At 36.6% G+C, this 22,549-nt stretch carries 23 protein-coding genes and 1 tRNA gene; 11 read left to right on the forward strand and 13 right to left on the reverse strand.

Annotated elements, in window-relative coordinates; genetic code table 11:
• The first annotated feature begins 2 nt into the window (after window positions 1-2).
• Window positions 3-416 (forward strand): YeeE/YedE family protein, encoded by a 414-nt coding sequence (locus ACZ1GR_RS11530; RefSeq protein ID WP_472609120.1) that lies wholly within the window; start codon window positions 3-5, stop codon window positions 414-416.
• A 150-nt stretch (window positions 417-566) separates the two neighbouring features.
• A complete protein-coding gene (locus ACZ1GR_RS11535; RefSeq protein ID WP_472609121.1) occupies window positions 567-962 on the forward strand; it encodes a response regulator in 396 nt (131 codons plus the stop codon).
• 178 nt (window positions 963-1,140) lie between these two features.
• Here ACZ1GR_RS11535 and ACZ1GR_RS11540 read toward each other — a convergent pair whose 3' ends face one another.
• The gene (locus ACZ1GR_RS11540; protein ID WP_472609122.1) at window positions 1,141-1,416 is read right to left on the reverse strand and encodes a LytR/AlgR family response regulator transcription factor; all 276 of its coding nucleotides are present in this window, start codon (window positions 1,414-1,416) and stop codon (window positions 1,141-1,143) included.
• A gap of 334 nt (window positions 1,417-1,750) precedes the next feature.
• Window positions 1,751-2,830 (reverse strand): hypothetical protein, encoded by a 1,080-nt coding sequence (locus tag ACZ1GR_RS11545; RefSeq protein WP_472609123.1) that lies wholly within the window; start codon window positions 2,828-2,830, stop codon window positions 1,751-1,753.
• Between the two features lie 113 nt (window positions 2,831-2,943).
• Here ACZ1GR_RS11545 and ACZ1GR_RS11550 point away from each other — a divergent pair, with 113 nt between their 5' ends.
• The 3 genes from ACZ1GR_RS11550 to ACZ1GR_RS11560 are packed head-to-tail and all read left to right on the forward strand — an operon-like array spanning window position 2,944 to window position 6,937.
• Window positions 2,944-3,468 carry an RNA polymerase sigma factor gene (locus ACZ1GR_RS11550; protein WP_472609124.1) on the forward strand — a complete coding sequence of 175 codons (525 nt, stop codon included), beginning with the start codon at window positions 2,944-2,946 and terminating at the stop codon, window positions 3,466-3,468.
• Between the two features lie 48 nt (window positions 3,469-3,516).
• Window positions 3,517-4,425 carry a FecR family protein gene (locus ACZ1GR_RS11555; protein WP_472609125.1) on the forward strand — a complete coding sequence of 303 codons (909 nt, stop codon included), beginning with the start codon at window positions 3,517-3,519 and terminating at the stop codon, window positions 4,423-4,425.
• Window positions 4,418-6,937 (forward strand): carboxypeptidase-like regulatory domain-containing protein, encoded by a 2,520-nt coding sequence (locus tag ACZ1GR_RS11560; protein ID WP_472609126.1) that lies wholly within the window; start codon window positions 4,418-4,420, stop codon window positions 6,935-6,937. Before ACZ1GR_RS11555 ends, ACZ1GR_RS11560 begins: the two co-directional genes overlap by 8 nt.
• Window positions 6,938-7,315: 378 nt before the next feature.
• Here ACZ1GR_RS11560 and ACZ1GR_RS11565 read toward each other — a convergent pair whose 3' ends face one another.
• The 3 genes from ACZ1GR_RS11565 to ACZ1GR_RS11575 form a co-directional block, all read right to left on the reverse strand.
• Window positions 7,316-9,610, reverse strand: a complete 2,295-nt coding sequence (locus tag ACZ1GR_RS11565) for a G8 domain-containing protein (RefSeq protein WP_472609127.1) — start codon at window positions 9,608-9,610, stop codon at window positions 7,316-7,318.
• A 10-nt stretch (window positions 9,611-9,620) separates the two neighbouring features.
• Entirely contained in the window at window positions 9,621-12,350 is a 2,730-nt protein-coding gene (locus tag ACZ1GR_RS11570; RefSeq protein ID WP_472609128.1) for a G8 domain-containing protein, read from the reverse strand.
• A gap of 291 nt (window positions 12,351-12,641) precedes the next feature.
• A tRNA-Arg gene (locus ACZ1GR_RS11575) sits at window positions 12,642-12,713 on the reverse strand.
• Between the two features lie 73 nt (window positions 12,714-12,786).
• Between ACZ1GR_RS11575 and ACZ1GR_RS11580 the strand changes: the two genes are divergently transcribed.
• The 3 genes from ACZ1GR_RS11580 to moaC are packed head-to-tail and all read left to right on the forward strand — an operon-like array spanning window position 12,787 to window position 14,112.
• The gene (locus ACZ1GR_RS11580) at window positions 12,787-13,200 is read left to right on the forward strand and encodes a DUF3052 domain-containing protein (protein ID WP_472609129.1); all 414 of its coding nucleotides are present in this window, start codon (window positions 12,787-12,789) and stop codon (window positions 13,198-13,200) included.
• A gap of 40 nt (window positions 13,201-13,240) precedes the next feature.
• Complete coding sequence (locus ACZ1GR_RS11585; protein ID WP_472609130.1) at window positions 13,241-13,681, forward strand: molybdenum cofactor biosynthesis protein MoaE; 441 nt, start codon at window positions 13,241-13,243, stop codon at window positions 13,679-13,681.
• A gap of 2 nt (window positions 13,682-13,683) precedes the next feature.
• Complete coding sequence (moaC, locus tag ACZ1GR_RS11590; RefSeq protein ID WP_472609131.1) at window positions 13,684-14,112, forward strand: cyclic pyranopterin monophosphate synthase MoaC; 429 nt, start codon at window positions 13,684-13,686, stop codon at window positions 14,110-14,112.
• On the opposite strand, the gene ACZ1GR_RS11595 is transcribed toward moaC, so the two are convergent.
• Window positions 14,099-15,046, reverse strand: a complete 948-nt coding sequence (locus ACZ1GR_RS11595; protein ID WP_472609132.1) for an NAD-dependent epimerase/dehydratase family protein — start codon at window positions 15,044-15,046, stop codon at window positions 14,099-14,101. The two genes, moaC and ACZ1GR_RS11595, sit on opposite strands and share 14 nt — an antisense overlap.
• Window positions 15,047-15,111: 65 nt before the next feature.
• Here ACZ1GR_RS11595 and ACZ1GR_RS11600 point away from each other — a divergent pair, with 65 nt between their 5' ends.
• Window positions 15,112-15,609: a hypothetical protein gene (locus tag ACZ1GR_RS11600; RefSeq protein ID WP_472609133.1), complete on the forward strand. Its 498-nt coding sequence runs from the start codon at window positions 15,112-15,114 to the stop codon at window positions 15,607-15,609.
• The gene (locus ACZ1GR_RS11605; protein WP_472609134.1) at window positions 15,599-16,099 is read left to right on the forward strand and encodes a nuclear transport factor 2 family protein; all 501 of its coding nucleotides are present in this window, start codon (window positions 15,599-15,601) and stop codon (window positions 16,097-16,099) included. The genes ACZ1GR_RS11600 and ACZ1GR_RS11605 overlap by 11 nt, the downstream gene beginning before the upstream one ends.
• A 1-nt stretch (window position 16,100) precedes the next feature.
• Here ACZ1GR_RS11605 and ACZ1GR_RS11610 read toward each other — a convergent pair whose 3' ends face one another.
• The 5 genes from ACZ1GR_RS11610 to ACZ1GR_RS11630 form a co-directional block, all read right to left on the reverse strand.
• A complete protein-coding gene (locus ACZ1GR_RS11610) occupies window positions 16,101-16,565 on the reverse strand; it encodes a nuclear transport factor 2 family protein (protein WP_377768310.1) in 465 nt (154 codons plus the stop codon).
• 135 nt (window positions 16,566-16,700) lie between these two features.
• On the reverse strand, window positions 16,701-17,396 hold the full coding sequence (locus ACZ1GR_RS11615) for a hypothetical protein (RefSeq protein WP_472609135.1): 696 nt from the start codon (window positions 17,394-17,396) through the stop codon (window positions 16,701-16,703).
• A gap of 124 nt (window positions 17,397-17,520) precedes the next feature.
• Window positions 17,521-17,895 (reverse strand): hypothetical protein, encoded by a 375-nt coding sequence (locus ACZ1GR_RS11620; protein WP_377768308.1) that lies wholly within the window; start codon window positions 17,893-17,895, stop codon window positions 17,521-17,523.
• A gap of 112 nt (window positions 17,896-18,007) precedes the next feature.
• Window positions 18,008-18,829 carry an NAD(P)H-binding protein gene (locus ACZ1GR_RS11625; RefSeq protein WP_472609136.1) on the reverse strand — a complete coding sequence of 274 codons (822 nt, stop codon included), beginning with the start codon at window positions 18,827-18,829 and terminating at the stop codon, window positions 18,008-18,010.
• Entirely contained in the window at window positions 18,822-21,104 is a 2,283-nt protein-coding gene (locus ACZ1GR_RS11630) for a M20/M25/M40 family metallo-hydrolase (protein ID WP_472609137.1), read from the reverse strand. Before ACZ1GR_RS11630 ends, ACZ1GR_RS11625 begins: the two co-directional genes overlap by 8 nt.
• Before the next feature lie 122 nt (window positions 21,105-21,226).
• Between ACZ1GR_RS11630 and ACZ1GR_RS11635 the strand changes: the two genes are divergently transcribed.
• A complete protein-coding gene (locus ACZ1GR_RS11635) occupies window positions 21,227-21,697 on the forward strand; it encodes a CBS domain-containing protein (protein ID WP_472609138.1) in 471 nt (156 codons plus the stop codon).
• 1 nt (window position 21,698) lies between these two features.
• Here ACZ1GR_RS11635 and ACZ1GR_RS11640 read toward each other — a convergent pair whose 3' ends face one another.
• Together ACZ1GR_RS11640 and ACZ1GR_RS11645 are read right to left on the reverse strand one after the other, a co-directional pair.
• Window positions 21,699-22,046 carry a hypothetical protein gene (locus ACZ1GR_RS11640; protein ID WP_377768304.1) on the reverse strand — a complete coding sequence of 116 codons (348 nt, stop codon included), beginning with the start codon at window positions 22,044-22,046 and terminating at the stop codon, window positions 21,699-21,701.
• Between the two features lie 8 nt (window positions 22,047-22,054).
• Window positions 22,055-22,543 carry a DUF6265 family protein gene (locus ACZ1GR_RS11645; protein WP_472609139.1) on the reverse strand — a complete coding sequence of 163 codons (489 nt, stop codon included), beginning with the start codon at window positions 22,541-22,543 and terminating at the stop codon, window positions 22,055-22,057.
• Window positions 22,544-22,549: the final 6 nt, after the last annotated feature.

Consider the following 22,549-nt stretch of genomic DNA (forward strand, 5'->3'; position numbering starts at 1 on the left):
TTATGCGGAGTTTAAGTTATTTATTGGTAGGTATATTTTTCGGAATAGTAATGTTTAAATCTGAAGCGGCTTCATGGTTCAGAATCTATGAGATGTTCAGGTTTGAGGCCTTTCATATGTATGGTATTATAGGCTCGGCGTTATTTCTTGGCGTAATTTTTACCCAATGGGTAAAGCGAAAGGGCGTAAAATCGGTTTACGGTGAAAAAATTAGCATTGTAGATAAGAAAATGTCATTTGCTCGATATGCAATAGGTGGTGTGTTGTTTGGACTCGGTTGGGGGCTTGCTGGTGCTTGCCCAGGGCCTATGTACACCTTATTAGGGGCAGGGTTCTTGCCAATTCTTGTTGTAATTTTTGGGGCATTACTTGGCACATTGGTTTATGGTCTACTAAAAAATCGACTACCTCATTAAGTACGTTTATACTTTTGACCTAAAAAAGACGTTTTTTACATCATAAAGATACTTTGCGACCTTAAAACGAGTATTTAATTAGCAATAGCAAGTATAATTTTACCTTTGTAGGTCAACAGATATCTCCCCCAGATTATCGAATACGAACTTATGCAACGTAATATCTGTATTATTGATGATGATTTAGTGTCTCAATTCGCCACACGTTATGTTATTGAGCAACATAGTGGAGATTTTTCTATTTCTACCTGTGCGAATGCCGAAGAGGCCTTGGTAAAACTCTCTTATCTAATTGCCGAAGACAAAGAACTTCCTGACATTGTTTTTTTAGATTTAATCATGGGCGATATGAATGGTTGGGAGTTTATAGAAAATCTTCAAAGCCTTGCTAAAGGAAAAAAACTTCCAGAAATCTATATACTTTCTGGCTTTTCAAATTCTAAAGATCGCGCTATCGCAAAAGAACATGCCCTTATAGACGGGTATTTTGATAAACCTCTTTCAAGAAATAGTTTGGATAAAATTTTTTCTAAGAAAACGGTTTAATTTTTCTATCATTATTTTGCTATTGTGATTGTTAGCTGGCCCTAACAAAATCTGTTCTTTGTAAACATAAACTAGCAAAATTTCCTTCATATCTTTTGAATAAAGAATTGCTTACTAGTTTTGATACCGAGTGATTAAGTTCGGTCTTATTAATAGGTTTTGTCAAAAAATCTTCGACCTAATCAAATTGGTTTGCCTTAAAAGCGTATTGTTTTTGTGTAGAGTACATTATCACTTGGCAATCATGCTCTAGGTTTTGAAGCACATCGAAGCCATTTAAATCAGGCATTTCAACATCTAAAATCAAAACATCTGGTTTTAGTTTATTAACTGCTGCCAAACCTTTTTTAGCATCTGTATAAGAACCTAAAAAGTCTAAGTTTCGATTATTCTTTACTAAAATACTTGTGGCTAGGTTCTGCATTTTACAGTCATCAATGATAATGGTCTTCATGCAATTTGGGTTGTTAGTTTACACCTATAAAACAGTTGATTTAACCTATCTCCTGATGGGTTTAGATGAAGTGTCAACTTTTTCGATGACCTTCAAATATGTCGATGTAAAGCAAAAAGTCTAGAACATATGAAATGCCGTGGAAAGTAAAACGGATCTAAAAGAGATTTAGATTTGCCGTTTTGTTACCGCAATAAAGTTTCTATATGGCTGGGTAATGGTAATACCCCTTAGCGTTAGGTTAGGATTAAAATCGAACCTAAGAACACCCATTTCGAAGGCATGGTGTTTAACTAGCCATAGTTTTTTTAAAACTATGGCTGAAATTCGTTTATTAATTGGAACAATTGTTTGCAAAACGCAATCTATCATTGCCAGCAAGTAAATTTACTTTTCCTTGACTATTGACTAAGGCAACCTCATTCACATCCCAAACATCATTAAAGTCCTCAAGCCCGGGAACGACAATTTCTATCTGAATAATATTATCGGCCGCCTCTGTCACGAACCAATTTCCAGTGAAAGTTTCCGTAGATGATGTGACCACAAGAATATCATTCTCTTGAAAGTGAAAAGATAAGTCCTCATACTGTGTTTGTAAAAACATATTATCACGCCTTAAACTATCTACTATCCAATCATCACATGAAAGGAAGAGTTCTTTTATTTCATCTTCACTACAACCTTGACAATCATCATCATCAAAATTGTTATCATCATCTTCATCACAATCATTAGATGCATCGGCAATACTATTTTCCAACTCTTGAAGATCAAAAACTTGTAGTTCATCTCCATTACTTAATAGTAAGTTTAACGGAAATGTTATGTCGACGACATCGTTTTTGTCTAAGTTGGTAATAAAGTTGAATAAAACCTTGTCGTTTACTATTGAAAACGAATTGAACCGCTCACTATTGGTATTAAAGGTGGTAAGTGCGACTGGGTATATAAGGTCTATGCATTCAATATCATCATCGACTTGGTTTTCACCACCACAACTACTTACGAAAGCATCAAAATCTGTTTGATTGTTTACTTCTTCTTCGGTATAATCAGCAAAAATAAGTGTAACAGGAAAAATTATTTCTAGAGTATCATCGTCATCATCACGCTCTTCAAATATAAATTCTATTTCGTCATAACCATCTTCATCGGTGATAGTAAGCGTGTTGCCATTGGCAATAACCGTAAGTGGTAATGCAACAGAAAAACAACTTGCGCCATCTACAATATTATCAATAGAACCATCTTTTAAGGTCGTTCTAATCAATAGGTTAGCTACGGTAGAATTTGAACTTAACCCATCCTCTGGAGGAGTACCCACAAATTCGAATTCCTCTTTTCTGCATGAGGTTTGTAATAAACTCAAAACAAGTACAAAGGCAACTAAAATTCTACTGACAGTTTTCATCTTTGGTCTATTTTTAATAGTATTACCAATACTAAAACAACTTAACGTTTAAAACTCCTGAAAATTTTTTGAGAAAAGTTTTTCTACTTTTATAGAACAAAAAAGAATACCTGTTGAAAAAAGACCTGCATTTAAATATTTGTAATGAGACTTTATTTGAAAACATATATAATAAGTACATAAAAAACCTTCAGGATTTTCTCTATTACAGGTATGGAGAAAATCTTAATCCGGCAGATAAAGCACAAGATGCTTTTGCCAAACTTTGGGAAAATTGCAGCAAAGTGACTTCCGATAAGGCAAAGAGCTTTTTGTTTACTACTGCCAATAATCTTATGCTTAACGAGGTAAAACATCAAAAGGTAGTGCTTAAATATAAAAATGAATCTCCTAAGCAATACACCAATGAGAATCCGGAGTTTATTCTTGAAAAGGAACAATACCTGAAAAAGTATCAAGAAGTACTTTCTAAATTGTCTGAAGAACAACGAACGGCTTTTCTGTTAAACAAGGTAGAGGGTAAAAAACATCAAGAAATTGCCGATTTATTAGGGGTTACCAAAAAGGTTGTAGAGTACCGTATTTACTCGGCTTTTGACCAATTAAAAAAAGAATTGGAAAATTTTAAGATAAAATAATCGGGAGATTTAAGGATACGATTGTTATATAGGCAAAGAGTCAAAATCATGGACAAGGAAAATTTAATACAAAAATGGGTATTGAACCAGCTCTCAGAAGAAGAGAAGAAGGAGTTTAATGCCTTGGATAATGCCCCTTTCTTTGAGCGTATTGTTAAGGATGCTTCACATTTTAAAGCAGCCGACCATTCTGAGTACAATGATTTTGATAGTTTTAGAAGTAAGGTTATACAACCGGAAACTAAGGTTAGAAAATTACATTATTTAAGACCCTTGATGCGGATTGCTAGTGTTCTTATTGTGGTATTCGGTCTTTACTATTTCTTTTTGAACCAACAACCTATTAACATACAGACACAAATTGCCCAACAAACTACCGTAGAATTGCCCGATGCTTCTACTGTAACATTAAATGCACTTTCCGAGATAAGCTATTCTAAACAAGATTGGGCAGATAAAAGAGAAGTAAAATTAGTCGGTGAAGCGTTTTTTGATGTGGCCAAGGGGGCAAAATTTGATGTGGTCACTTCAGAAGGTACCATAAGCGTATTAGGTACAGAATTCAATGTTAAGCAAAGAGGCGATTTTTTTGAAGTTGCTTGTTTTGAAGGTACAGTACGTGTTGTTGCAAATGGCCATACCCAAATATTGAAGCAGGGTGATAATTTCAGAATTCAGGCAGGTAAGGCCCTAAGTGGTGAACATAATTATGATACCCCTAAATGGACCAACAACATAAGTTATTTTGAACGTAAGCCTTTGTCTGAGGTTTTTGCCGAATTAGAAAGGCAATATGGTGTTTCTGTCACTAGTAATACAGTTGATACCAAAACTTTATTTACAGGTGGTTTTGCACATAATGATTTAGATAGCGCTCTCAAAGCCATCGGAGAAGCGCTTGAACTTGATTACGAAATACTAAAGCCAAAAGAGATACGTTTTAGTATGCGTGAGTAAGAAGCTATTATTTTCAGGTCTTTTACTGTTATCTTTTTTCTACCATTCCCGCTGTATTTCCCAATCTAATGAGAAAACGCTAGCGCTTTCTGAGATTTTAAACGAATTACAAGAGCGTTATGGGGTGCAATTTAATTATGCTTCCGATTTAGTTGAAAACATTGTTTTAGAAGCTCCTAAAAACAACTTAAGCTTAGAGAAGGCCCTAGAAAAAATAAGCTCGAATACTTATCTGGATTTTATCTTTATTTCCAAAACGATTATCACCCTTAAGGAAAAGACCATCCGTTTTTGCGGTTACTCAAAAGATAAAGACAGTAATGAAGTACTGCCCTTTGTGACCCTGTATACAGGTACAAATAGCACTATTTCTAATGAAGAAGGTTTTTTCGAATTAAAAAATCTTAAAGCAAAAGATACTATCACCATTGAGCATATAGGGTATAAACCTATTCGTTTGGCTGTGAACTCACTTAAAATCCAAGAAGCGTGCGAAACCCTTTTTCTAACACCCTATCAAGAACAACTGGCTGAGGTAGTCGTCTATGATTTTTTGGTAAGAGGAGTAGATCAATTGGATAATGGTTCTTACCAATTAGATTTTAAGAGATTTAGCAGCTTGCCAGGGTTGGTAGATAATGATGTTTTACAATCTGTACAGGCATTTCCGGGTATACAAAGTATCGATGAGACCGTTTCGAACATCAATATCAGAGGAGGTAGTAATGACCAAAACCGTATCACATGGGATGGTATTAAAATGTATCAGTCGGGTCATTTTTTCGGGTTAATATCGATGTTCAATCCTAGCATAACACAAAAGGTCGAGCTTAAAAAAAATGGGAGCAATACCTATGAAACAGATGGCGTTTCAGGTACAATTGCTATGAAAACCAGCACAAAACTTAATAAAGATTTTAAAGGGAGTATTGGTTTCAACCTCATTGATGCCCATGCATCGGTAGATACTCCTTTAGGTGAAAAAGCCTCTATGCAAGTAGCGGCTAGAAAAGCCATAAATGGTTTTGTACAAACACCAACCTATTCCAGTTATTTTGATCGTATTTCACAAGACACTGAAATACAACAGAATACGACAATGATTAATGAATCTGAAATTGATTTCGATTTTTATGATACTTCATTAAGACTACTCTGGCAGCCAACTCAAAAAAATCGTTTACGGTTGAACTTTATCCAGACCAACAACAGTCTTAAGTTTAATGAGACCGCTACCTTTAATGGGCAGACAGAGATTAGGGAAAGTAATCTAAATCAAAGTACTATTGCCGCTGGTTTAAATTATAATAGAGATTGGTCAGAAAAATTTGGCACAACAGTTTCAATTTACAATACGGATTATAAGTTAGATGCCAACAATGTTGCCATCGAGGCCGATCAGCGTTTTATTCAAGAAAACAAAGTCTCTGAAACCGAGCTCAGGGTTATGGCTAATTATGCCTTGAGTGAACAAATGAGTTTCATTGGTGGCTATGACTTTACAGAAACTAAAGTTACAAACCTAGATAATATAGATAACCCTTTATTTATAAGATTGGTGGGTGAGCTGTTACAGACACACGGTGTTTTTAGTGAAGGAAGATTATCTTCTAAAGACCTGGATACCAAATTGACTTTGGGCCTTCGCTATAATTATCTTTATGATTTTAATAAAGGATTGTGGCAACCTCGTTTAAGCTTTAGCCATCGTTTTAATGAAAACCTTAGCGTTGAAGCACTGGGTGAGTTTAAACATCAAAGTACTTCACAGGTGATAAACTTTCAGAATGATTTTTTGGGAGTTGAAAAAAGAAGATGGCAACTTTCAAATAATGAATCCGTACCGGTAATTACAAGTAAACAAGGGTCTATAGGTATGAGTTATAACAAAGCGGGCTGGCTTTTTAATCTCGTACCCTTTTATAAGGAAGTAGATGGTATTACAACTCAAAGCCAAGGTTTTCAAGGACCCTATGAATTTGAAAGAACCTTTGGGTCTTATAGTGCTTTTGGCGCTGATGTTTTAATAAGAAAACAATTTGAAAAGAATGCTTTTTGGCTAAGCTACGCTTATTTGGATAGTCAATATTCTTTTCAGGAATTACCTGAGACTAGCTTTGCAAATAATTTTAATATTAGTCATGCTTTTACGGCGGGTACAAATTTTACAAAAGGCAATTGGTTGTGGGCAGCTGGCTTAAATTGGCGGTCAGGTAGACCATTTACTGCGCTTGAAGTAAACAATGAGGTGGTAGAGGGGGAACTAAATTTTACGAATAGTAACTCGGAGCGTTTAAAAGACTACCTACGCCTGGATTTTTCAACTCAATATCAGTTCAATTGGGGTGAACAAACCAGGGCGCAAATAGCTTTTTCAGTATGGAACGTACTTAATCGTGAAAACGAAATAAATGCTTTTTATCGTTTGAACGCTGAACAACGGGCACAAAGGTTCGGTCAGAATTCTTTGGGTATAACCCCAAATTTGTCAGTAAAGCTTCTATTTCTTTAAATTTTTTTGTTGTGGTGTAATTTTTCATATCTATATGGTATGGTTCTCGTAAGAGTGGGTTAGTTCTAAAAAATTACTAGGAATACGAAAAATTGTATTACGCTAAAAACCACAATTCCTTTTAAACAAAAATCATGGAATTCGAACATTTTTTTTATTTGTTCGTCTCTTTGCATCATCTCCTTTTTTGTTAGCATAGTTTTTTGCATGGTCGTTCTTTTTATATAAAACAATCAAAAGTTAAAAACTCCTGAAAAGAATTTATTTTTTCGATAAAGTGCAAAGAATTGATTGGGGGAAGAAAAGGAAATCAAGTCGAGCAATAAAGGCACTGGACCTATTTTTCAAAATGATCTCATGTCTAAATAGCTTTAGCTTTTAGTAGGTATGCACTGGGCCTTTATGGGTCTTACCATCAATTTTTAGTGAGTATAAATAGACATTGTTCGTTATGTCGAATTTTTCAAGATCAATAGACCCTTTTATTTCTGGTTTTGAAGCAATTCCGTCAAAAAGCGTCTCCACTACATTACCATAATAATCCAATAATTCTAAAGTAGCAGATGTCGATTTAACGGTTTTGCAGGTGATAAGTACTTCATTTTCTTCTTTGTTGGTCTTAATGGAGATGGGGACCCTTTTATCGGCTAAAGTAATTTCGGTAAGCACATCAGAACTATAAAGCACAAGTTCATCCACATTTTTGGTATTGAAAAGCTTCACATAAATAGTTTCACTGTCAATAAAATAACTCGTTCTTTTAGTTGCCATGAGTTCCTCAGTACTTGAGCTTTGGTCAATTAAGTTTCCGAAAGAATGCATGGCGAAAGGCTTTTTGTGTGGATAAGGTACCTTCAAAACAATCCAATTGCCTGGAGTGCTTTCCCATTCAAAGCTTAGATCAAAAAAATTCATTGCTTCTTCACCCAGTTTAAGTTCGTATACATTTTTGCCTGCCGTAAAAAGAGTTGTTCTATTCGTGGGCTTTTTTAGGGATATTGTTTTTTGTGTACCGTTGTTGATTAGGTCAAGCGTATTAAAAAAATAGGAATGTTCATGAACAGGATCTAGAAGGCCGTGACCGGTAGATATAATTAAAGTTCCGTACGAATCTCTAGGTGATTGATATATTTCTGCATTTTCAACTAAAGACTTGCTGTTGTTTGTATGTAAAGGTGAATCTTGATGAAAAAGTAGATAATCTTTTTTCTTTTTTGGTTTAGTGTGGTGTGTATGGTGATTTTGGTTCACCTTATGAGTCATAGGCCTTTGACTTGGCTTATTCTCTGTTTTTTCTTCTTTAAAACCCTTGGCAACAATGATACTTTCAGGGTCTAAATTTCCAAAACCTAAAGTGGTGGTATTCTCTGAAACGATTTCCTTAAAATAGTTCTCGGGCGCTATTCGTCCTTCATAAAAAATACCGGTTTTATAATTACGGATTTTAATATTACTAAGTTTTGGGGCCGATTTTCCCAAAGAGTCGGTTGCCCAAATGGCTTTTGAATTTAATTCAGGATTCAGATGGCTATGAATGAATCTTGAATTTTCCACATAGGCAGCTCCTGGATAAATTCCGACTAGATTTTCTTTAAAATTATACTCGGAAAGTACAGTGTTTTTACTTTTTATGATTGCTCCAACAGGGAAATTTAATATCTCATTGTGTGTAGTTCTCCAAATACCCAAATGATTAAAAGCATCAATGAATAAACCAATATTTTGATGTTCTTTGTCTGTTGAGCCATTAAGTTCAATACTATTATTGCTCAACACAAAAAACTTTGAAACCGTAGACCATTCTTTGTCTTTGGTAGGATTAGGCTTTTTTATGGCGATACCATTGGCGCTATTTGCAACTTTGACCTTATTTTTTTGAATAGACTGAAAGGGATTGCCAGCCAAAAGGGCATAAGCTCCTTTTTTGTTACTGTTGATTAGTAGATTGGATTCTATCTTATTTTGATATCCCTTTCCATTTTTTGAACAGATAATGGAGCTTCCGTTTGCTGAGATGAAAATATTGTTTTCAATACGAGCCGAGGTGTTTTCTAAAACCAGATCATCGCCTTTTGAATTGACAAAAACGGAATTTGATAAACTCGCTTTAGCTTCTTTATTGCCTTTCCATAAAAAGGCTGGTTCGAGAGAATCCCCCATGTTTTTAAATAGCACTCCCGATAGATTGACTTTTGACGCTTTTTCCAAACGTATCAAAGCTTTGACAGTCTTATTAACAGTTGATATAACAATGTTCTTAGCAAGTTGTTTTTCTTTACCAGCTCCGCTTGGATATTCTATTGATGGAGCGATAGCCGGGGGATTATAAAACAACAGATTTCCATCATTGATTACTTTTAAGCCCGATGAAAGAGTTCCCGACGAATGGATAAATGTTATCTGACATTTGTATTTTTTTTCTTTTTGTTCCGTTCCAATTTCAAAGGTGCCACCATCAATTACAATTTGGGCAACCTGAATTTCAATATCCTTAACATCAGCAACTCGCAAAACACCCTGGACGGTAATCTTTTCTAATGGCGAGGGATTCTTCTTTAAAATAAGCATCTTGCCTTTAGGTATCACCAACTCACTTTTGCCTTGAGCTTTTAAAAAGTGAATATTTAAAGTGATTAAAAGAGCAACAGATAAATAGCGAAATAATTTGATCATAATGCTCCTATTAAGGTTTAATTATTTTAATAGGTACTGAAATATCATCAACCCGCACGTTAAGGATATAAACTCCAGATTGCACGACTACATTCTCTAAGGATAGGGTATGATTACCCGAATCCCTTTCGCCTAAAAATAATTGCTTGGTTTTGCGGCCCAACATATCAAAGACTTCAACAGATAAAAACTCTTTTTGGTTTAGGGTATATTGCAGTACGGACGATGAAGTTAAAGGGTTTGGGTATACATTGATATCCCTAAAATAAAGGTCTGGGCTGTTGTCTGGCAGGCCATAGTTATTACCCGTTTTTTCTCCTTTCGGAATTAGATTTACCCACGAATACCCTGTTTCATCGGTCACCATTTTAACGTACACGGCTCCTTCATCAGCGTTAAAATAGTAAGAGGTCTTCTCTTGGGTGTATAGTTGCTTCAAATCTTCGACTTCGCTGACCCGAAATTCTTCCCTATCGAGTACTTCAATTGCAGTATAGGGAAAAGGATGTTTAAAAATAGTCCATTCCCCCTCCTTATCCATTACACTTTTCAGCTCAAGACTTTGACCTTCACTAAAGTCCCATTCACCAAGTATGGTATATTGTTGCTTACCAAAGAAATTAAAATAACGCTGATGGGCCCATTGTTGTTTTGGAATTCTATGTTGGTCATAATCACGTATCAATGAAACCTCTTGAGGTAAATTAAATCCCACACGGTTCATTTTGAGTTGCATCGTACCCTCTGCTTCGACAATATAGGCTTGCCATTCTTCTCTATATTCTATGGCATCATTGGCAAATGAGGAGTAGGGGTGTGCAATTAGAACTGGTCGTTCATAGCCTGTTAAACTTCCATCTTTATCTAATAAAAATGAGGAACTCTCACGATCACCTTTTGAGCCACCTGTACTCATCCAAACCGGCTTTGTATTGCCGACTATTTTTGTCTTTTCTAAGAAATTTCTTCCGTTATGTCCATTGTGTCCAACAACTGCTGCGGCCACCTTACCTTCTTCAACATCTTTATTGATATCTATAAAGGTCACATTGGTGAATTTAGGTCGTTTACTTCCACCTTGGGATATGGAATAGTATCCTGCCCTTCGGTCTCCATGCCTCAAGTGTCTGTTTTTACCACCTATCTCATTTTTTGATTTACCAATAACGAGGGAGTTTTGCACGTAAGATTCGGAAGATAAAAGTCCTATAGCATTGTCGGCCAAAATGAAATTATCCAGAGTGACATTGGTTATCTCTGTCCATGTCCCGCTCATGGCATTCTTGTAGCCCGTAAAGTTGTTAAAGGTCCACATTAAATCCCCATTATGAAAAGTTGTCATAAAAAAGCCATGACCGTGGCCTACTTGTCCGTAGAGTGCGGTATTGGAAATTCCCTCGTTGCCCAAAGGCCCCGGAACAGAGCAAGAATGGGCAACATTATCGTTAAATATAATTTCTCGGGGTAATAAGTCGTAGTCCCTAAATTCTTTGCCTCGACTACGAGTATCAAAGAAAAACCCAGTACCACGTTCAGAACCTGCGACATGATTGCCAATAAGGTTATTATGCGGGTTTCGCATCCAAAAACCACCTACCCTTTGTTCGCCCTGAGAACTTCCACCATTACCTTCTCTAGGAAAGGCAAAAAAGCCTTTATCTGGTCTACGAACTAGCATAGCTAGATTGTTTTTGAAGGTGTTGTTCAGCTCATTACCATCTTCTGCAGGTACAAAAGCATGATTTTGTATATTAAAAGCAACGACATTTTCTACAAGCACATTATCTGTTTGATGCAGTACGACCGCTCTTTGCATGCCATGGTGAACACTAGAGTTTTTTATATAATCACCTTCCCTGTCACCTGCAAGATGCCAATGAAAATTATATCGTGCCTCTTTACCTGGTTGACCTGTTTTGGTAAATTCAACCCCTTCAACATGAATTGGTCCTGAGTCTACCATAACCATGATATGTGCGCCAAAGCGAAGTTCGGGCGAATCATCTGCCCCTTGAATTCTTACGTTTCTGGTCAACATCGCTACTTCGGCACGTTCGTCAAGAATTTTTCCTTCGTATTCTTGTAGCTCTCCATAATGCTCATATTGCAAGGCAGGTGTAAACGAAATAGAATTTCCACTAATACCCGTTATGGTAAGCTCTTCAGCTTCGTAGGGTTCGTAACCACTAGGGGCAATAGCAATTTTATCGCCTATCTGCCATCCCTTTGGTTCAAGGTTTAATGTGAGCGAGGTCGCCCCGACTTCAAGACTGCCTTCTAATTGGCCCCAACTCAATTTTGAAGCACTTGCGCCATGAATCTCTAAAGAACCGCCCATCATGGTGGTCAAAAAGCGGCCTCCCATGGTATTTACATCTTCCTCGGGTCCATTTAAGATAATAGTAGCTTTGCTCTGAAAAGGATTCTCTTTTGTTCCTATTTGCAAAAGGCCGTGCACCATTATCCATCTGGCGGTCAATGTCACATCGCTATCTTCAAAAATAAGTTTTCCATTAACGATTAAGCTACCAAGATTAGGAGTGCTGGTATCCAATATGATGGTTTTTCCATTGGGGATGACAATATTTTCGTTAGTTGAAGGAACTTTTCCATTGGGCCAAGAAGAAGGATTGGACCAATAAGTTTGGGCATAGCCGGTACCCACGGAGATTAATAAGATAAACAATAGGTTTGCGAATAGTGAAAGTGCTGATTTACAGCTGGTTGATTTAGGTCTCATTGTAGTAGCATTTAGGTCTACTACTGGAAACACCTGAAATCGGATAAACCCTACCATATATTCGATGAACTGCACAAAATTTCACTGAGTTGACATGAATCCTCATATTTGATTCAGTGCTAAGATGTTAATTTTCAGCTTTTGATAATTTTAGGATGAGGTGTAAAATTTAGTAAGGAGAGAAATAGTTTAAAGTAGCCCCGGCAAGAATTATTTCGACTGAGCTCAATACTGGCTTCGATTCAAAAGCGAAGCTTTAACATACTCTGTATGTTTTGCGAGCCTACTTTGTAGCCCCGGCAAGAATCGAACTTGCATCTAAAGTTTAGGAAACTTCTATTCTATCCATTGAACTACGGGGCCCATAAAAAAGAGGGTAAAAATAGTATTTTTGATAGAAAGCAATTCTATGTCTCAGCTATAAAATTTATTGATTATGCAGACTCAAGGATATTCAGGAACACCATTGGCAAAGAAGTTGGGAATTAAGGAGGGGTTCTGTATTCAAGTGCTAAACGCACCTAAGAATTATTTAGATTTTTTTACTTCCTTTCCTGCAGCTGTTCAAATTAGTACTACCGAGGAAAAATTGAGCATAGATTTCGCCCATATTTTCTGCACCACACAAGAGGAGTTGAAAATCTATTTTGTTTTAGCTAAAAACAACCTTAAGAAAACAGGAATTCTTTGGGTTAGTTGGCCGAAAAAGAGTTCTAAAATTCAAAGTGAAATAGACAAGTTCAACGTAATGAAATTTGGCCTTGACTCTGGTCTGGTAGATACAAAAGTAGCTGCCATTGACGCTGATTGGAGCGGGCACAAATTTGTTTACAGAACAAAGGACAGATAATATTTAATTCTTCATTACCTTTAAATCAAATACTACAAATTTGGAAAAAAAGGTAAAAAACGTATTTGTACATGGGCCTATCACTCCTGAATTTATAGCAAATTCCATTGCCAAACATCAGAGCAAAACCACTATTGGTGCCCATGACATTTTTTTGGGCCAGGTACGTGCAGATGAAATTGAAGGCAAAAAAGTAGGGGCAATAGAATACACGGCTTATGAAGAAATGGCCAACATAAAATTTCATGAAATCAGAGAGGCTACTTTCTCGAAATTCAACCTTACTTGTATGCACATTTATCACAGTTTGGGTAAAGTGGGGGTAGGTGAAATTTGCCTATTTGTTTTTGTTTCTTCTCCACATCGAAAAGAAGTATTTGATGCGCTACATCATGTGGTCGAAGAAATTAAAAAAGAAGTCCCCGTATTTGGTAAAGAGTTGTTTGAAGATGACTCTTATCAATGGAAAGTTAATACATAGACATGGTAGATATCACGCAAAAACAAAACACCCATCGAACTGCGGTAGCGCAGGCCATTGTTAAAGTAGGCTCTCAAGATACTATTACTACCATTAAAGAAAATAAGGTACCTAAAGGTGATGTATTCGCCATGAGCAAGGCTGCGGGATTTTTGGGCCTTAAAAAAACACCAGAGTTATTGCCCGACTGCCACCCTTTACCTATTGAGTTTGCAGGAATAGATTATGAGATTGATGGATTGAATATTATTGTAAAAGTCACTGTGAAAACCTTTTATAAGACTGGGGTAGAGGTTGAGGCCATGCACGGAGCCAGTGTCGTAGCCTTAAATATGTATGATATGCTGAAGCCCATAGACAAAGCTATTGAAATTCACCAAATTAAATTACTTCAAAAGACAGGGGGTAAATCGGATATTAATTACTCTTAACTAAATTCTCCAGCATTTCTTTAGTGGTTTTTTCTAAATCAAACTCTGGTTTCCAGTTCCAGTCTTCTGAAGCTTTAGAATCGTCTATACTACTTGGCCAAGAATCGGCAATGGCCTGCCTAAAATCGGGTTCGTAACTCATTTCAAAATCTGGAATGTGATTTTTTATACTGGCAGCAATTTCTTCAGGCCCGAAGCTCATGGCACCTAAATTATATGAAGATCGTATTTTAAGGGTATCAGAATCTGCATCCATAATTGAAATGGTGGCCCTTATTGCATCATCCATGAACATCATAGGCAGTTTAGTTCCTTCCGCCAGAAAACAAGTGTATTCTTTTTCTTCCAAAGCTTTGTGATAGATTTCAACGGCATAATCGGTGGTGCCGCCACCTGGTAGGGTTTTCCAGCTAATTAACCCTGGGTAACGTACGCTTCGCACATCAACCCCGAACTTTTTAAAGTAATATTCGCACCATCGCTCTCCAGATTGTTTACTTATGCCATAAACAGTACTTGGCTCCATAAGCGTGTTTTGAGGCGTTTGCTCTTTTGGTGTATTGGGTCCGAAAACAGCAATACTTGAAGGCCAAAAAACCTTGGTTATTTTCTTTTCTTTGGCCAGATTTAAAATATTGAACAAAGAATTCATATTCAGGTTCCATGCCCGCATGGGGAATTTCTCTGCCGTGGCACTTAACATAGCGGCCATTAAATACACTTCTTCGATTTCGTAATGCATTACCACATCTTCGATGGCGGCATAATCAGTGGCATCTAATAATTCGAAAGGCCCCGATTGCATTAAGCTGTCGCTTCCTTCTCTAATATCACTGGCGATTACAGAATCTGCCCCATATTTTTCGCGCAAGGCCATAGTCAGCTCGGTACCAATTTGGCCACAAGCACCTATAATTAAAATGGATTTTTGCATTTAAAAAGAAGTTAATTGAATTGGCCCATAAAGATAGCTTATCTTAAAATTTGTACTTTCGTTTTATGCAGAAATTGTGGATTTATTTTCTCCTTATCGGGATAGTATTCAGTTGTAAAAAAGAAACCCAACCTGAAGTGGCAGATGCAAATCTGTCTGAGTTTACAGCATTTCAGAATACACCAAAAACGCAAGATATCAATGCTGAAGCCATGATAATTTTAAAAGATTGGGCAGAGTTTACCTCATTTCAAAAAAGTTTTGATTTTATGTATCGTGCGGGTAATAACGAAGATTTGGTATTGGCAATAGATGATTTGTTAGAGAAAGAGAATAACCTAAGGGAATCTAAATATCCTGAAGAATTTGATAAAACACAGATAAAGAGCAGGCAAAAAGTATTGAGAACATTTCTTTTGAAGATCAAAGCGAGCTTGGTCGAAAATACCGATGTCAACGAACCCGTAAAACAAATGCTAACGGCAAGAAATGCTTTTAGATACCAGTTTAATATCATTGTAAGCAATAAACTAGATACCAAACTCATACTCGATGAAAATTAAATCAATAATTGCCCTTCTCTTTTTGGGCACTGCTATTTGTCTGGGACAAGATGATGAAAGGAAAGCGATAGATAAGGTTTTGGATTCTTGGCATCAAGCTGCTTCGGATGCTGATTTTGAGGCATATTTTGATAAAATGACCTCAAAAGGGGTGTTTTTAGGTACAGATACGACCGAAAATTGGCAAAATCAAGAATTTAGAGCGTATGCAAAACCACATTTTGATAAGGGTAGGGCATGGAGTTTTACCGCTGTAGAGCGAAACATTTATAGCCATGATTTCGATAATTCGGCTTGGTTCGATGAGCTTTTAGATACCCAAATGGGTCTGTGCAGAGGCTCAGGAGTAGTACAGAAAGTAGATGGTACATGGAAAATTGCGCATTACGTATTGTCTATTGCAGTACCCAATGAAAATGTTGCTGAACTCGTTGCTCTTAAGAAAGAAAATGATAGCACCCTTACGGCAAAACTAAAGGCGAAAAAATAGTTTATTTTGTTTGTGATACGCTAAATTTAGGCGGCGATTGCCAAAGTACATTTACAATCATCCACTTTCCATTTTCTTTCATTAAACTCAAGTAATCTATTCCCCAAACCGCGGTTACCTTGGCACTGGCCGTTTTATCGGAAACTTCGAAGACTTTTACTTCTTTAGGAGAATTTTCATCCGTTCTATTTCCACTGGCATTCCATCTTTTTGCCAACCCGACCAGTTTGTCAAATGGCATCTCTAATTGTTCGGAATATATACTTTCATCATCCTTAAAATAAAAGCCTGTTTTACGAACGCTTTTATGAACACTGCGATAGGCCAATGTAGTATCTGCTTCGTAAAATGTATTGATATAGTCTAAACAAGCTGCCTTTACACCAGCGATTTCTGTATTCGAATCTTGCGCACTCAATGAAGAGGCTATAACTAGAAGTAAGACAAATGTGAAAATTCGTTTCATAAAATTGATTTTGGTACAACTAAAGATAAAATAAGTTTGATTTTAACTGTAAAAAAGCATGTTAAACTTTAATATTCAGTTAGTTGTAAAAAAAAGAGGCTCAAGGACCTCTTTCTTATTAGGTAACATGCAACACTATTCTTCTGTCGGTGGAGCTTGCTTTCTTGACTCTAAAGCTTGTTTGCTTAAGCTTGCCAAGTTAAAATTGGGATCAATTTTTAGGGCTTCATCCATATAAACAATGGCAGCATCGATATCTTCTTTGTTGGTATTAAACTGTACCAAACCCTTTAAATGTGTAAAAGCGGCTTTTAAAGAAGCCTCATAAGGCTGCTGACGTTCATAGAAAGCATATTTCATATCGTCTTTGGCATTTGCCAGACCATACTCAATATTGGTGGCCGCACCTTTACTATCGCCTACCTGTATTTTTAAATCGGCTAGCTCATAGGCCACATAGGCACTAGGATTTCGCTTGAACATCGTTTCAAAATGTACAATGGCACGTTGTGGTTGATTTAATGCCTTTAAGGAAACTGCCTTAATTTGTACGGCTAAGTCAGAATCGTTAGCTTCACTTTCAATACCTACAGTATTTAAAGCCTGAAGGTGCTGATTGTTCTTCATATAAACAAAAGCAAGGGTATCTCTGCGTTGCTGAGAGGGAGAAAGTACATTTAGATGCGTTAATGCATTGATAACACCATTGACATCACCTTGTAATTTCATCTCTTTATAGAATGCTTCGTAGTGTGATTGTAAATCTGATTTTGTTTGCGCGGTAGTTGCCAAAACCGTAAAAAATGCTAAGGCCAGCAAAGTTTTTTTCATCTTGTTTCTTTTATAGTGGGGCAAAACTATAAAAATATTGGCTAATAGGCTGTTAAAGAAAACCCTATGTTTAAAACAAAAAAAGATGCCTTAAGACATCTTTTTCATTAGCAACTATGATTTTTTAAAGGGCCATATATGTGACATCTTTATTTGCGTACTCACGCAATAACCGGGCGTAGAATGCCAGACTCTTCACATCTTTCTCTAAACACGATTTAAGAAGAAAATAAATATCTTTAAAAGAAAGGCTTAAGGGCATGGTAGAAATGACCAGATTCACCTTTTTTGGGTCGTAATTTTTGTCGCACAAAACAACGTCCATATTTATTCTTTGCCTGTCATAATCGATGTTTACATCGGCGGCATTATAATACTTTCTGAGAATTGCAGAATGTAGTTCTTTTGATTTCTTTGAAAGCTTTGATTTTGAACAACTGTTCAAAATCAGCCTTTCTGTTTCCATCAAGATCCTAGTGCCTAATCTTGAATTTTCCATAGCTATACTTTTATGTTTGCTACAATAAAGGTATAAATTAAGGATGTAAGTAATTGATATTCAATTGTATAATTAACTTAAAAAGCTCTTAATTGTTGTGAAAACAGATATTCTATATAGTGAACTTAGAGATTATTGATGTGTACAGAAAATTGTTATTATTAAGAAAATTCTTACTAATAATACATTTTTTGATTATTTTTATTGAAGATTTTTCAAATGTGGGCTTAGGTAGTCCGCGCTTTTCAGCTTCATTGGTATAATACTCTTTTTTAGGGGGATGTAATGGGTATACTCCATTAAAAACTGAATTCCAATAGTTATTTTCAAGGATGGTTTTAATGATATGGATACAATCTTTTCGGTGAATTAAATTTACCAATTCCTCACCGTTTTTCAATCCGCTTTTTCCGGCAAGATGATGAATAGGATGCCTATCTTCACCAATGAGCCCACCAAAACGAATAATAGTAGTATTGAGGGTTTTAGCTTCGCTAAAGAGTTTTTCGCTGCGTAGTAATTGTTTGCCAGATTCTGAAATAGGTCTTGGGGCAACAGCTTCCGTTATTTCACCCTCTACATTGCCGTACACCGAAGTACTACTCACAAAAACGATATGCTTTACCGAAACCTTCTGTATTTCTTTTAGCAAAAACTTCATTTTGGATACATAATTTTCGGGATTATCGCCTCTTAGCCCTGGCGGAACATTAACAATAAGTATATGCAGACCTTCTAAAAAGTTTTGTATTTGCCCGGTAATACCGTCTTCATTGAGCTTTATATGAAACCCTTCTATCCCTTCTCGTTTTAAGGTATCCATTTTAGCTTTTGATGTCGTTGTACCCTTTAACCTATAGCCAGAATTAAGTAGCTCTTTTGCAAGTGGTAGCCCTAGCCATCCGCAACCAATGACCCCAACGATTTTATTCAAACTTTAAAGTTTTGGTGACCAAAATGGCATCGTTCAAAACAAAAGGCATTGGAATGCTATTTTTTGGTCTTTCAGGTACCGAAAACTGCCTATTGGTCAATAAATCATTGGAAGCTTCAAAGAAAGTCAGTTCTAAAGTGTCATCTTTTGCAATATGTAGTTCTATTTCGGTAAAGTCGTTATCGGAGACGTAATGCGTAATAAGCTTTCCATATCGCCTATGTTCTAAATAATATTCCGAAAGTTCAATATTGTTCACAGTAGCCTTCGTAATAGCAATAGGGTTTGTAAATACTTCGAGCCTATTTACATCGCGTTGCGGTGTAATACATAGTGAGATTATCCGTTCTGTGCCTACAATTGAATCATGAACAACGTCAATTCTTGGCCCGGCAATGGGTTTGGGTTCAGTTTCGGCAACATAGGTAAATCCTGTACTATACTTACTGCTTATAATATTGGAATCTTCATTTGAAACCGGTTTTTTCTTTTCACCGAAAAATTGGCCGTTCCAGGCAATAGTCCTATTATCATAAGTGGCCCATTTTGCGGTATTATTGTCGGCATCGTAGACATATAACAAACTACTTGGTTTTGGGTTTTCTTTTGAGAAACCAGAGTCTAGATGCGCAGAAATACCAAATAAGGCGAACAAGAAGAATGCGAAAATAGTCAAACGTATTGGTGCTTTGATTTGCCTAAATACCGGTATTGCAATAAAATATAAAAGCGTAGTGAAAATAGTGGCGGCAGCCATCATTTTTAGACCCAAACCAACGGGGAACATTTTAATAAATGGAGCGTATATAAATATACCAGGTAAAGCCAAGAACAATAATAACAAGGCATTGGGTTTTTCTTGATTGATATAAACCATAAAAGCAGCCAATAATCCAAAGAGAGGAACTATAAAAAAACTGGCACCTTTGAGATAAACCGAAACCAAGCCACAAATCAGTAGCCAAATAAATATAGGTGCTACCAATAAATTGGGGGTGCTGATGTTTTTGAAGCGGTTGTAAATCCAGAAACATACCCCAAGGGCCAAAAAGACCATACATAAAATATACGTATGCCCGTTATACGTAAAGCCATGGAGCATATCTTTATAATCTGGATACCACCATTTAAGTGAGGGCCAACTAAAATAACCGAAAAGACCATTTAATACCAAAACAAGAAGCAAGGGCAAAAACCCTATTAGTATTGATTTTACATCAAGTTTTTTCTTTTTAAAACCTAAAACCAGAAGGCCACTAAATAACAGCATCGCCAGAGCGAACATCGGCCAAATCCATTCAAAGGGATACGACACCAATCTAAAGAAAGGAACATTAAAATAAATGTAATCGTCAAGACTCTTTAAATCGTTTAAATCTGCACTACTAAAATGATTTAAAAGTGGCATTAAGTAGCTTCCTTGATGCACAAGTGAATTTCTGTCAAGTCTATCATAATTGTCTAGCGCAGTATGGTAATCGTAGTGATCATCGATAAAGGCAAAATTAAAGCCGTCGATATCCCCATCTTCCCTAAAAACAGTTAAATCAGTATCATTTGGCAGCATTTTATAAATACTATAAGCCAATGAATTGGCAACCGGATATTTAGGATTCGCTTTTGTGAATTCTTTGATAAGCTTACCATTTCCTCTATTGGTTTCGATAAGCATATAACTAGGCCCTCCACTACCACGAGCTTCAAAATTTAAAACGAGGCCTACGTCTTTTGCCCAAGGATGTTTGTTGACAAACAAATCGGCACCGTTAAGACCTAGCTCCTCGGCATCCGTGATCAAAACTATAATATCGTTTTTCGGTTTCTTATTTTCTTCTAAAAAAGCACGTAGGCCTTCTAAAACTGTGGCGACACCGCTAGCGGCATCGCTAGCGCCAAATGATGAATGTGGATTGCTATCATAATGTGACATCAATAGCAATGCCTTACCCTGTTCAGAGCCTTCTATTCGGGCCAGTACATTAGTGGCCTTGCTTAGATTGCCCCAATCACCTGCGGTATAACCTTCTTGAGTTATAGTCTGCAAGCCCATTTTTTTAAGCTCACCAATAACATAAGCAAGCGCATTGGTATGGGCTGGAAAACCAACAGCATGAGGTTGTAACGAAAGCTGTTTTACATGCTTTAAGGCATTCTCAGTTGAAAAAGAGCCTGTATCGACTGTAACATTGCCTTTATAAGCCGGCATTAAGGATTTAAAACTATAATAGACAGCAAGCGCAAGAAGCAGCAGGGCAAGTGTTCTTGTAAGTTTCATAGGTGTTTTTAGTTGGTCCATAAAAGTATAAAAATAAACAGCTGTAATGCATTTGAACGTAAAAATTGATGTAAATGCTTAAAAATCACTAACTTTAATAATCAACCAAAAATGTAAAGCGTATGGCAATCAAGAGTTTTCAAGGAGCAAGGGCAAAGACGACAGGAAAGAAAGAATATGATGCTGCAATTCTAGTAACGGATTACATGACCACAAAACTGGTCACGTTCTCGCCTGACCAATCTATTTTGGAGGTCATGGAAGCTTTTGCAAAACACCATATTTCAGGTGGCCCTGTAATGGATAATAATGGTTTTTTGGTGGGAATCATTTCTGAGGCAGATTGTATGAAGCAAATTTCTGAGAGCCGCTACTTTAACCAGCCTATTTTAGATAAGAGTGTAGAGCGTTTTATGACTAAAAACGTACAGACCATTCCGCATGATATGAGTATTTTCGATGCTGCAGGCGTATTTGATAAACACAATAGAAGAAGACTGCCTGTAATGAAAGATGGTATACTGGTTGGTCAAATAAGCAGAAAAGATATTGTTGTGGCGGCACTTAAATTGACGGGCCAAAACTGGAAATAGATTACTCTCGTTTTACGAGCATATAATAATCATTATCTAAAGGAAGATACCCTAAATCATAAACAAAGAAATAGGTACTTCCTTTTTTTGTGGTGTAGAGGTTGGTGATGTATTCAAAATCAAAACCCTTATCTAGTAACCTTGTCTTTGTAGTTCGCGTTTTTCCATCTTTTAATTCAAAACTGTCTAGAATACGGTAGTTCTTGCGAAGTCTGTTATTGATGTTGCGCACGAGATTTTTACTGTCTTTATTAATTTTATTGTTGTAGGCATTGCGGCAGTAGTCCGAACAGAATTTTTTATCTATTCTTCCTTTAATTTCATCTCCGCATTCCAAACACTTTTTCATTGGTACCGTTATTTTTTGTAATTGAAGACAATCTCGCTTTTAGTGCCATCATCATTACCAATTAAACCATAGATGTTCATCTCTTCTGGGCTCACATTTTCAAAGGTGAAACCATCAAAATAGACACGATTGCTATCTGCTTTAATAAATCTAAATTGTTGCACTTCATCCTTTTCTTCCCACCCGTGTAAATTAGTATCAAAATGTTTTAACTCGAATATTAGACTATTATTAAGTTCACGGATATGCCCTACTTCATAAAAATTAACCTTGTCATCTAACATGTGGCGAAAAACGAACATCATAGAACCACCACTCGCTGGACTCCAGATTTCCTCGGTAGTTCCGCCAAAAGCCGTTCCTTTCCAGTGTCCTTCCATCCAAGAAACTAAGGTTATTTTAGCTTCTGTAGACTCTTGTCCTTCAGGCAACTGAAGTGTGTTTTGACCATAAGTGGATACAAAATTTAATACCAATAGAAAAAGTAAAACTCTCATAATGTT

The organism is Croceitalea sp. W27 (assembly GCF_055693185.1).

Excerpts from the sequence above, each read along its gene's own strand:
- ACZ1GR_RS11545 (WP_472609123.1), bottom strand. The coding sequence starts at position 2,830 with ATGAAAACTGTCAGTAGAATTTTAGTTGCCTTTGTACTTGTTTTGAGT.
- ACZ1GR_RS11640 (WP_377768304.1), bottom strand. The coding sequence starts at position 22,046 with ATGAAAAAGTGTTTGGAATGCGGAGATGAAATTAAAGGAAGAATAGAT.
- ACZ1GR_RS11620 (WP_377768308.1), bottom strand. The coding sequence starts at position 17,895 with ATGGAAAATTCAAGATTAGGCACTAGGATCTTGATGGAAACAGAAAGG.
- ACZ1GR_RS11605 (WP_472609134.1), top strand. The coding sequence starts at position 15,599 with ATGAAAATTAAATCAATAATTGCCCTTCTCTTTTTGGGCACTGCTATT.
- ACZ1GR_RS11615 (WP_472609135.1), bottom strand. The coding sequence starts at position 17,396 with ATGAAAAAAACTTTGCTGGCCTTAGCATTTTTTACGGTTTTGGCAACT.
- ACZ1GR_RS11610 (WP_377768310.1), bottom strand. The coding sequence starts at position 16,565 with ATGAAACGAATTTTCACATTTGTCTTACTTCTAGTTATAGCCTCTTCA.
- ACZ1GR_RS11635 (WP_472609138.1), top strand. The coding sequence starts at position 21,227 with ATGGCAATCAAGAGTTTTCAAGGAGCAAGGGCAAAGACGACAGGAAAG.
- ACZ1GR_RS11565 (WP_472609127.1), bottom strand. The coding sequence starts at position 9,610 with ATGATCAAATTATTTCGCTATTTATCTGTTGCTCTTTTAATCACTTTA.
- ACZ1GR_RS11570 (WP_472609128.1), bottom strand. The coding sequence starts at position 12,350 with ATGAGACCTAAATCAACCAGCTGTAAATCAGCACTTTCACTATTCGCA.
- moaC (WP_472609131.1), top strand. The coding sequence starts at position 13,684 with ATGGTAGATATCACGCAAAAACAAAACACCCATCGAACTGCGGTAGCG.
- ACZ1GR_RS11580 (WP_472609129.1), top strand. The coding sequence starts at position 12,787 with ATGCAGACTCAAGGATATTCAGGAACACCATTGGCAAAGAAGTTGGGA.
- ACZ1GR_RS11535 (WP_472609121.1), top strand. The coding sequence starts at position 567 with ATGCAACGTAATATCTGTATTATTGATGATGATTTAGTGTCTCAATTC.
- ACZ1GR_RS11555 (WP_472609125.1), top strand. The coding sequence starts at position 3,517 with ATGGACAAGGAAAATTTAATACAAAAATGGGTATTGAACCAGCTCTCA.
- ACZ1GR_RS11645 (WP_472609139.1), bottom strand. The coding sequence starts at position 22,543 with ATGAGAGTTTTACTTTTTCTATTGGTATTAAATTTTGTATCCACTTAT.
- ACZ1GR_RS11630 (WP_472609137.1), bottom strand. The coding sequence starts at position 21,104 with ATGAAACTTACAAGAACACTTGCCCTGCTGCTTCTTGCGCTTGCTGTC.
- ACZ1GR_RS11595 (WP_472609132.1), bottom strand. The coding sequence starts at position 15,046 with ATGCAAAAATCCATTTTAATTATAGGTGCTTGTGGCCAAATTGGTACC.
- ACZ1GR_RS11540 (WP_472609122.1), bottom strand. The coding sequence starts at position 1,416 with ATGAAGACCATTATCATTGATGACTGTAAAATGCAGAACCTAGCCACA.
- ACZ1GR_RS11530 (WP_472609120.1), top strand. The coding sequence starts at position 3 with ATGCGGAGTTTAAGTTATTTATTGGTAGGTATATTTTTCGGAATAGTA.
- ACZ1GR_RS11600 (WP_472609133.1), top strand. The coding sequence starts at position 15,112 with ATGCAGAAATTGTGGATTTATTTTCTCCTTATCGGGATAGTATTCAGT.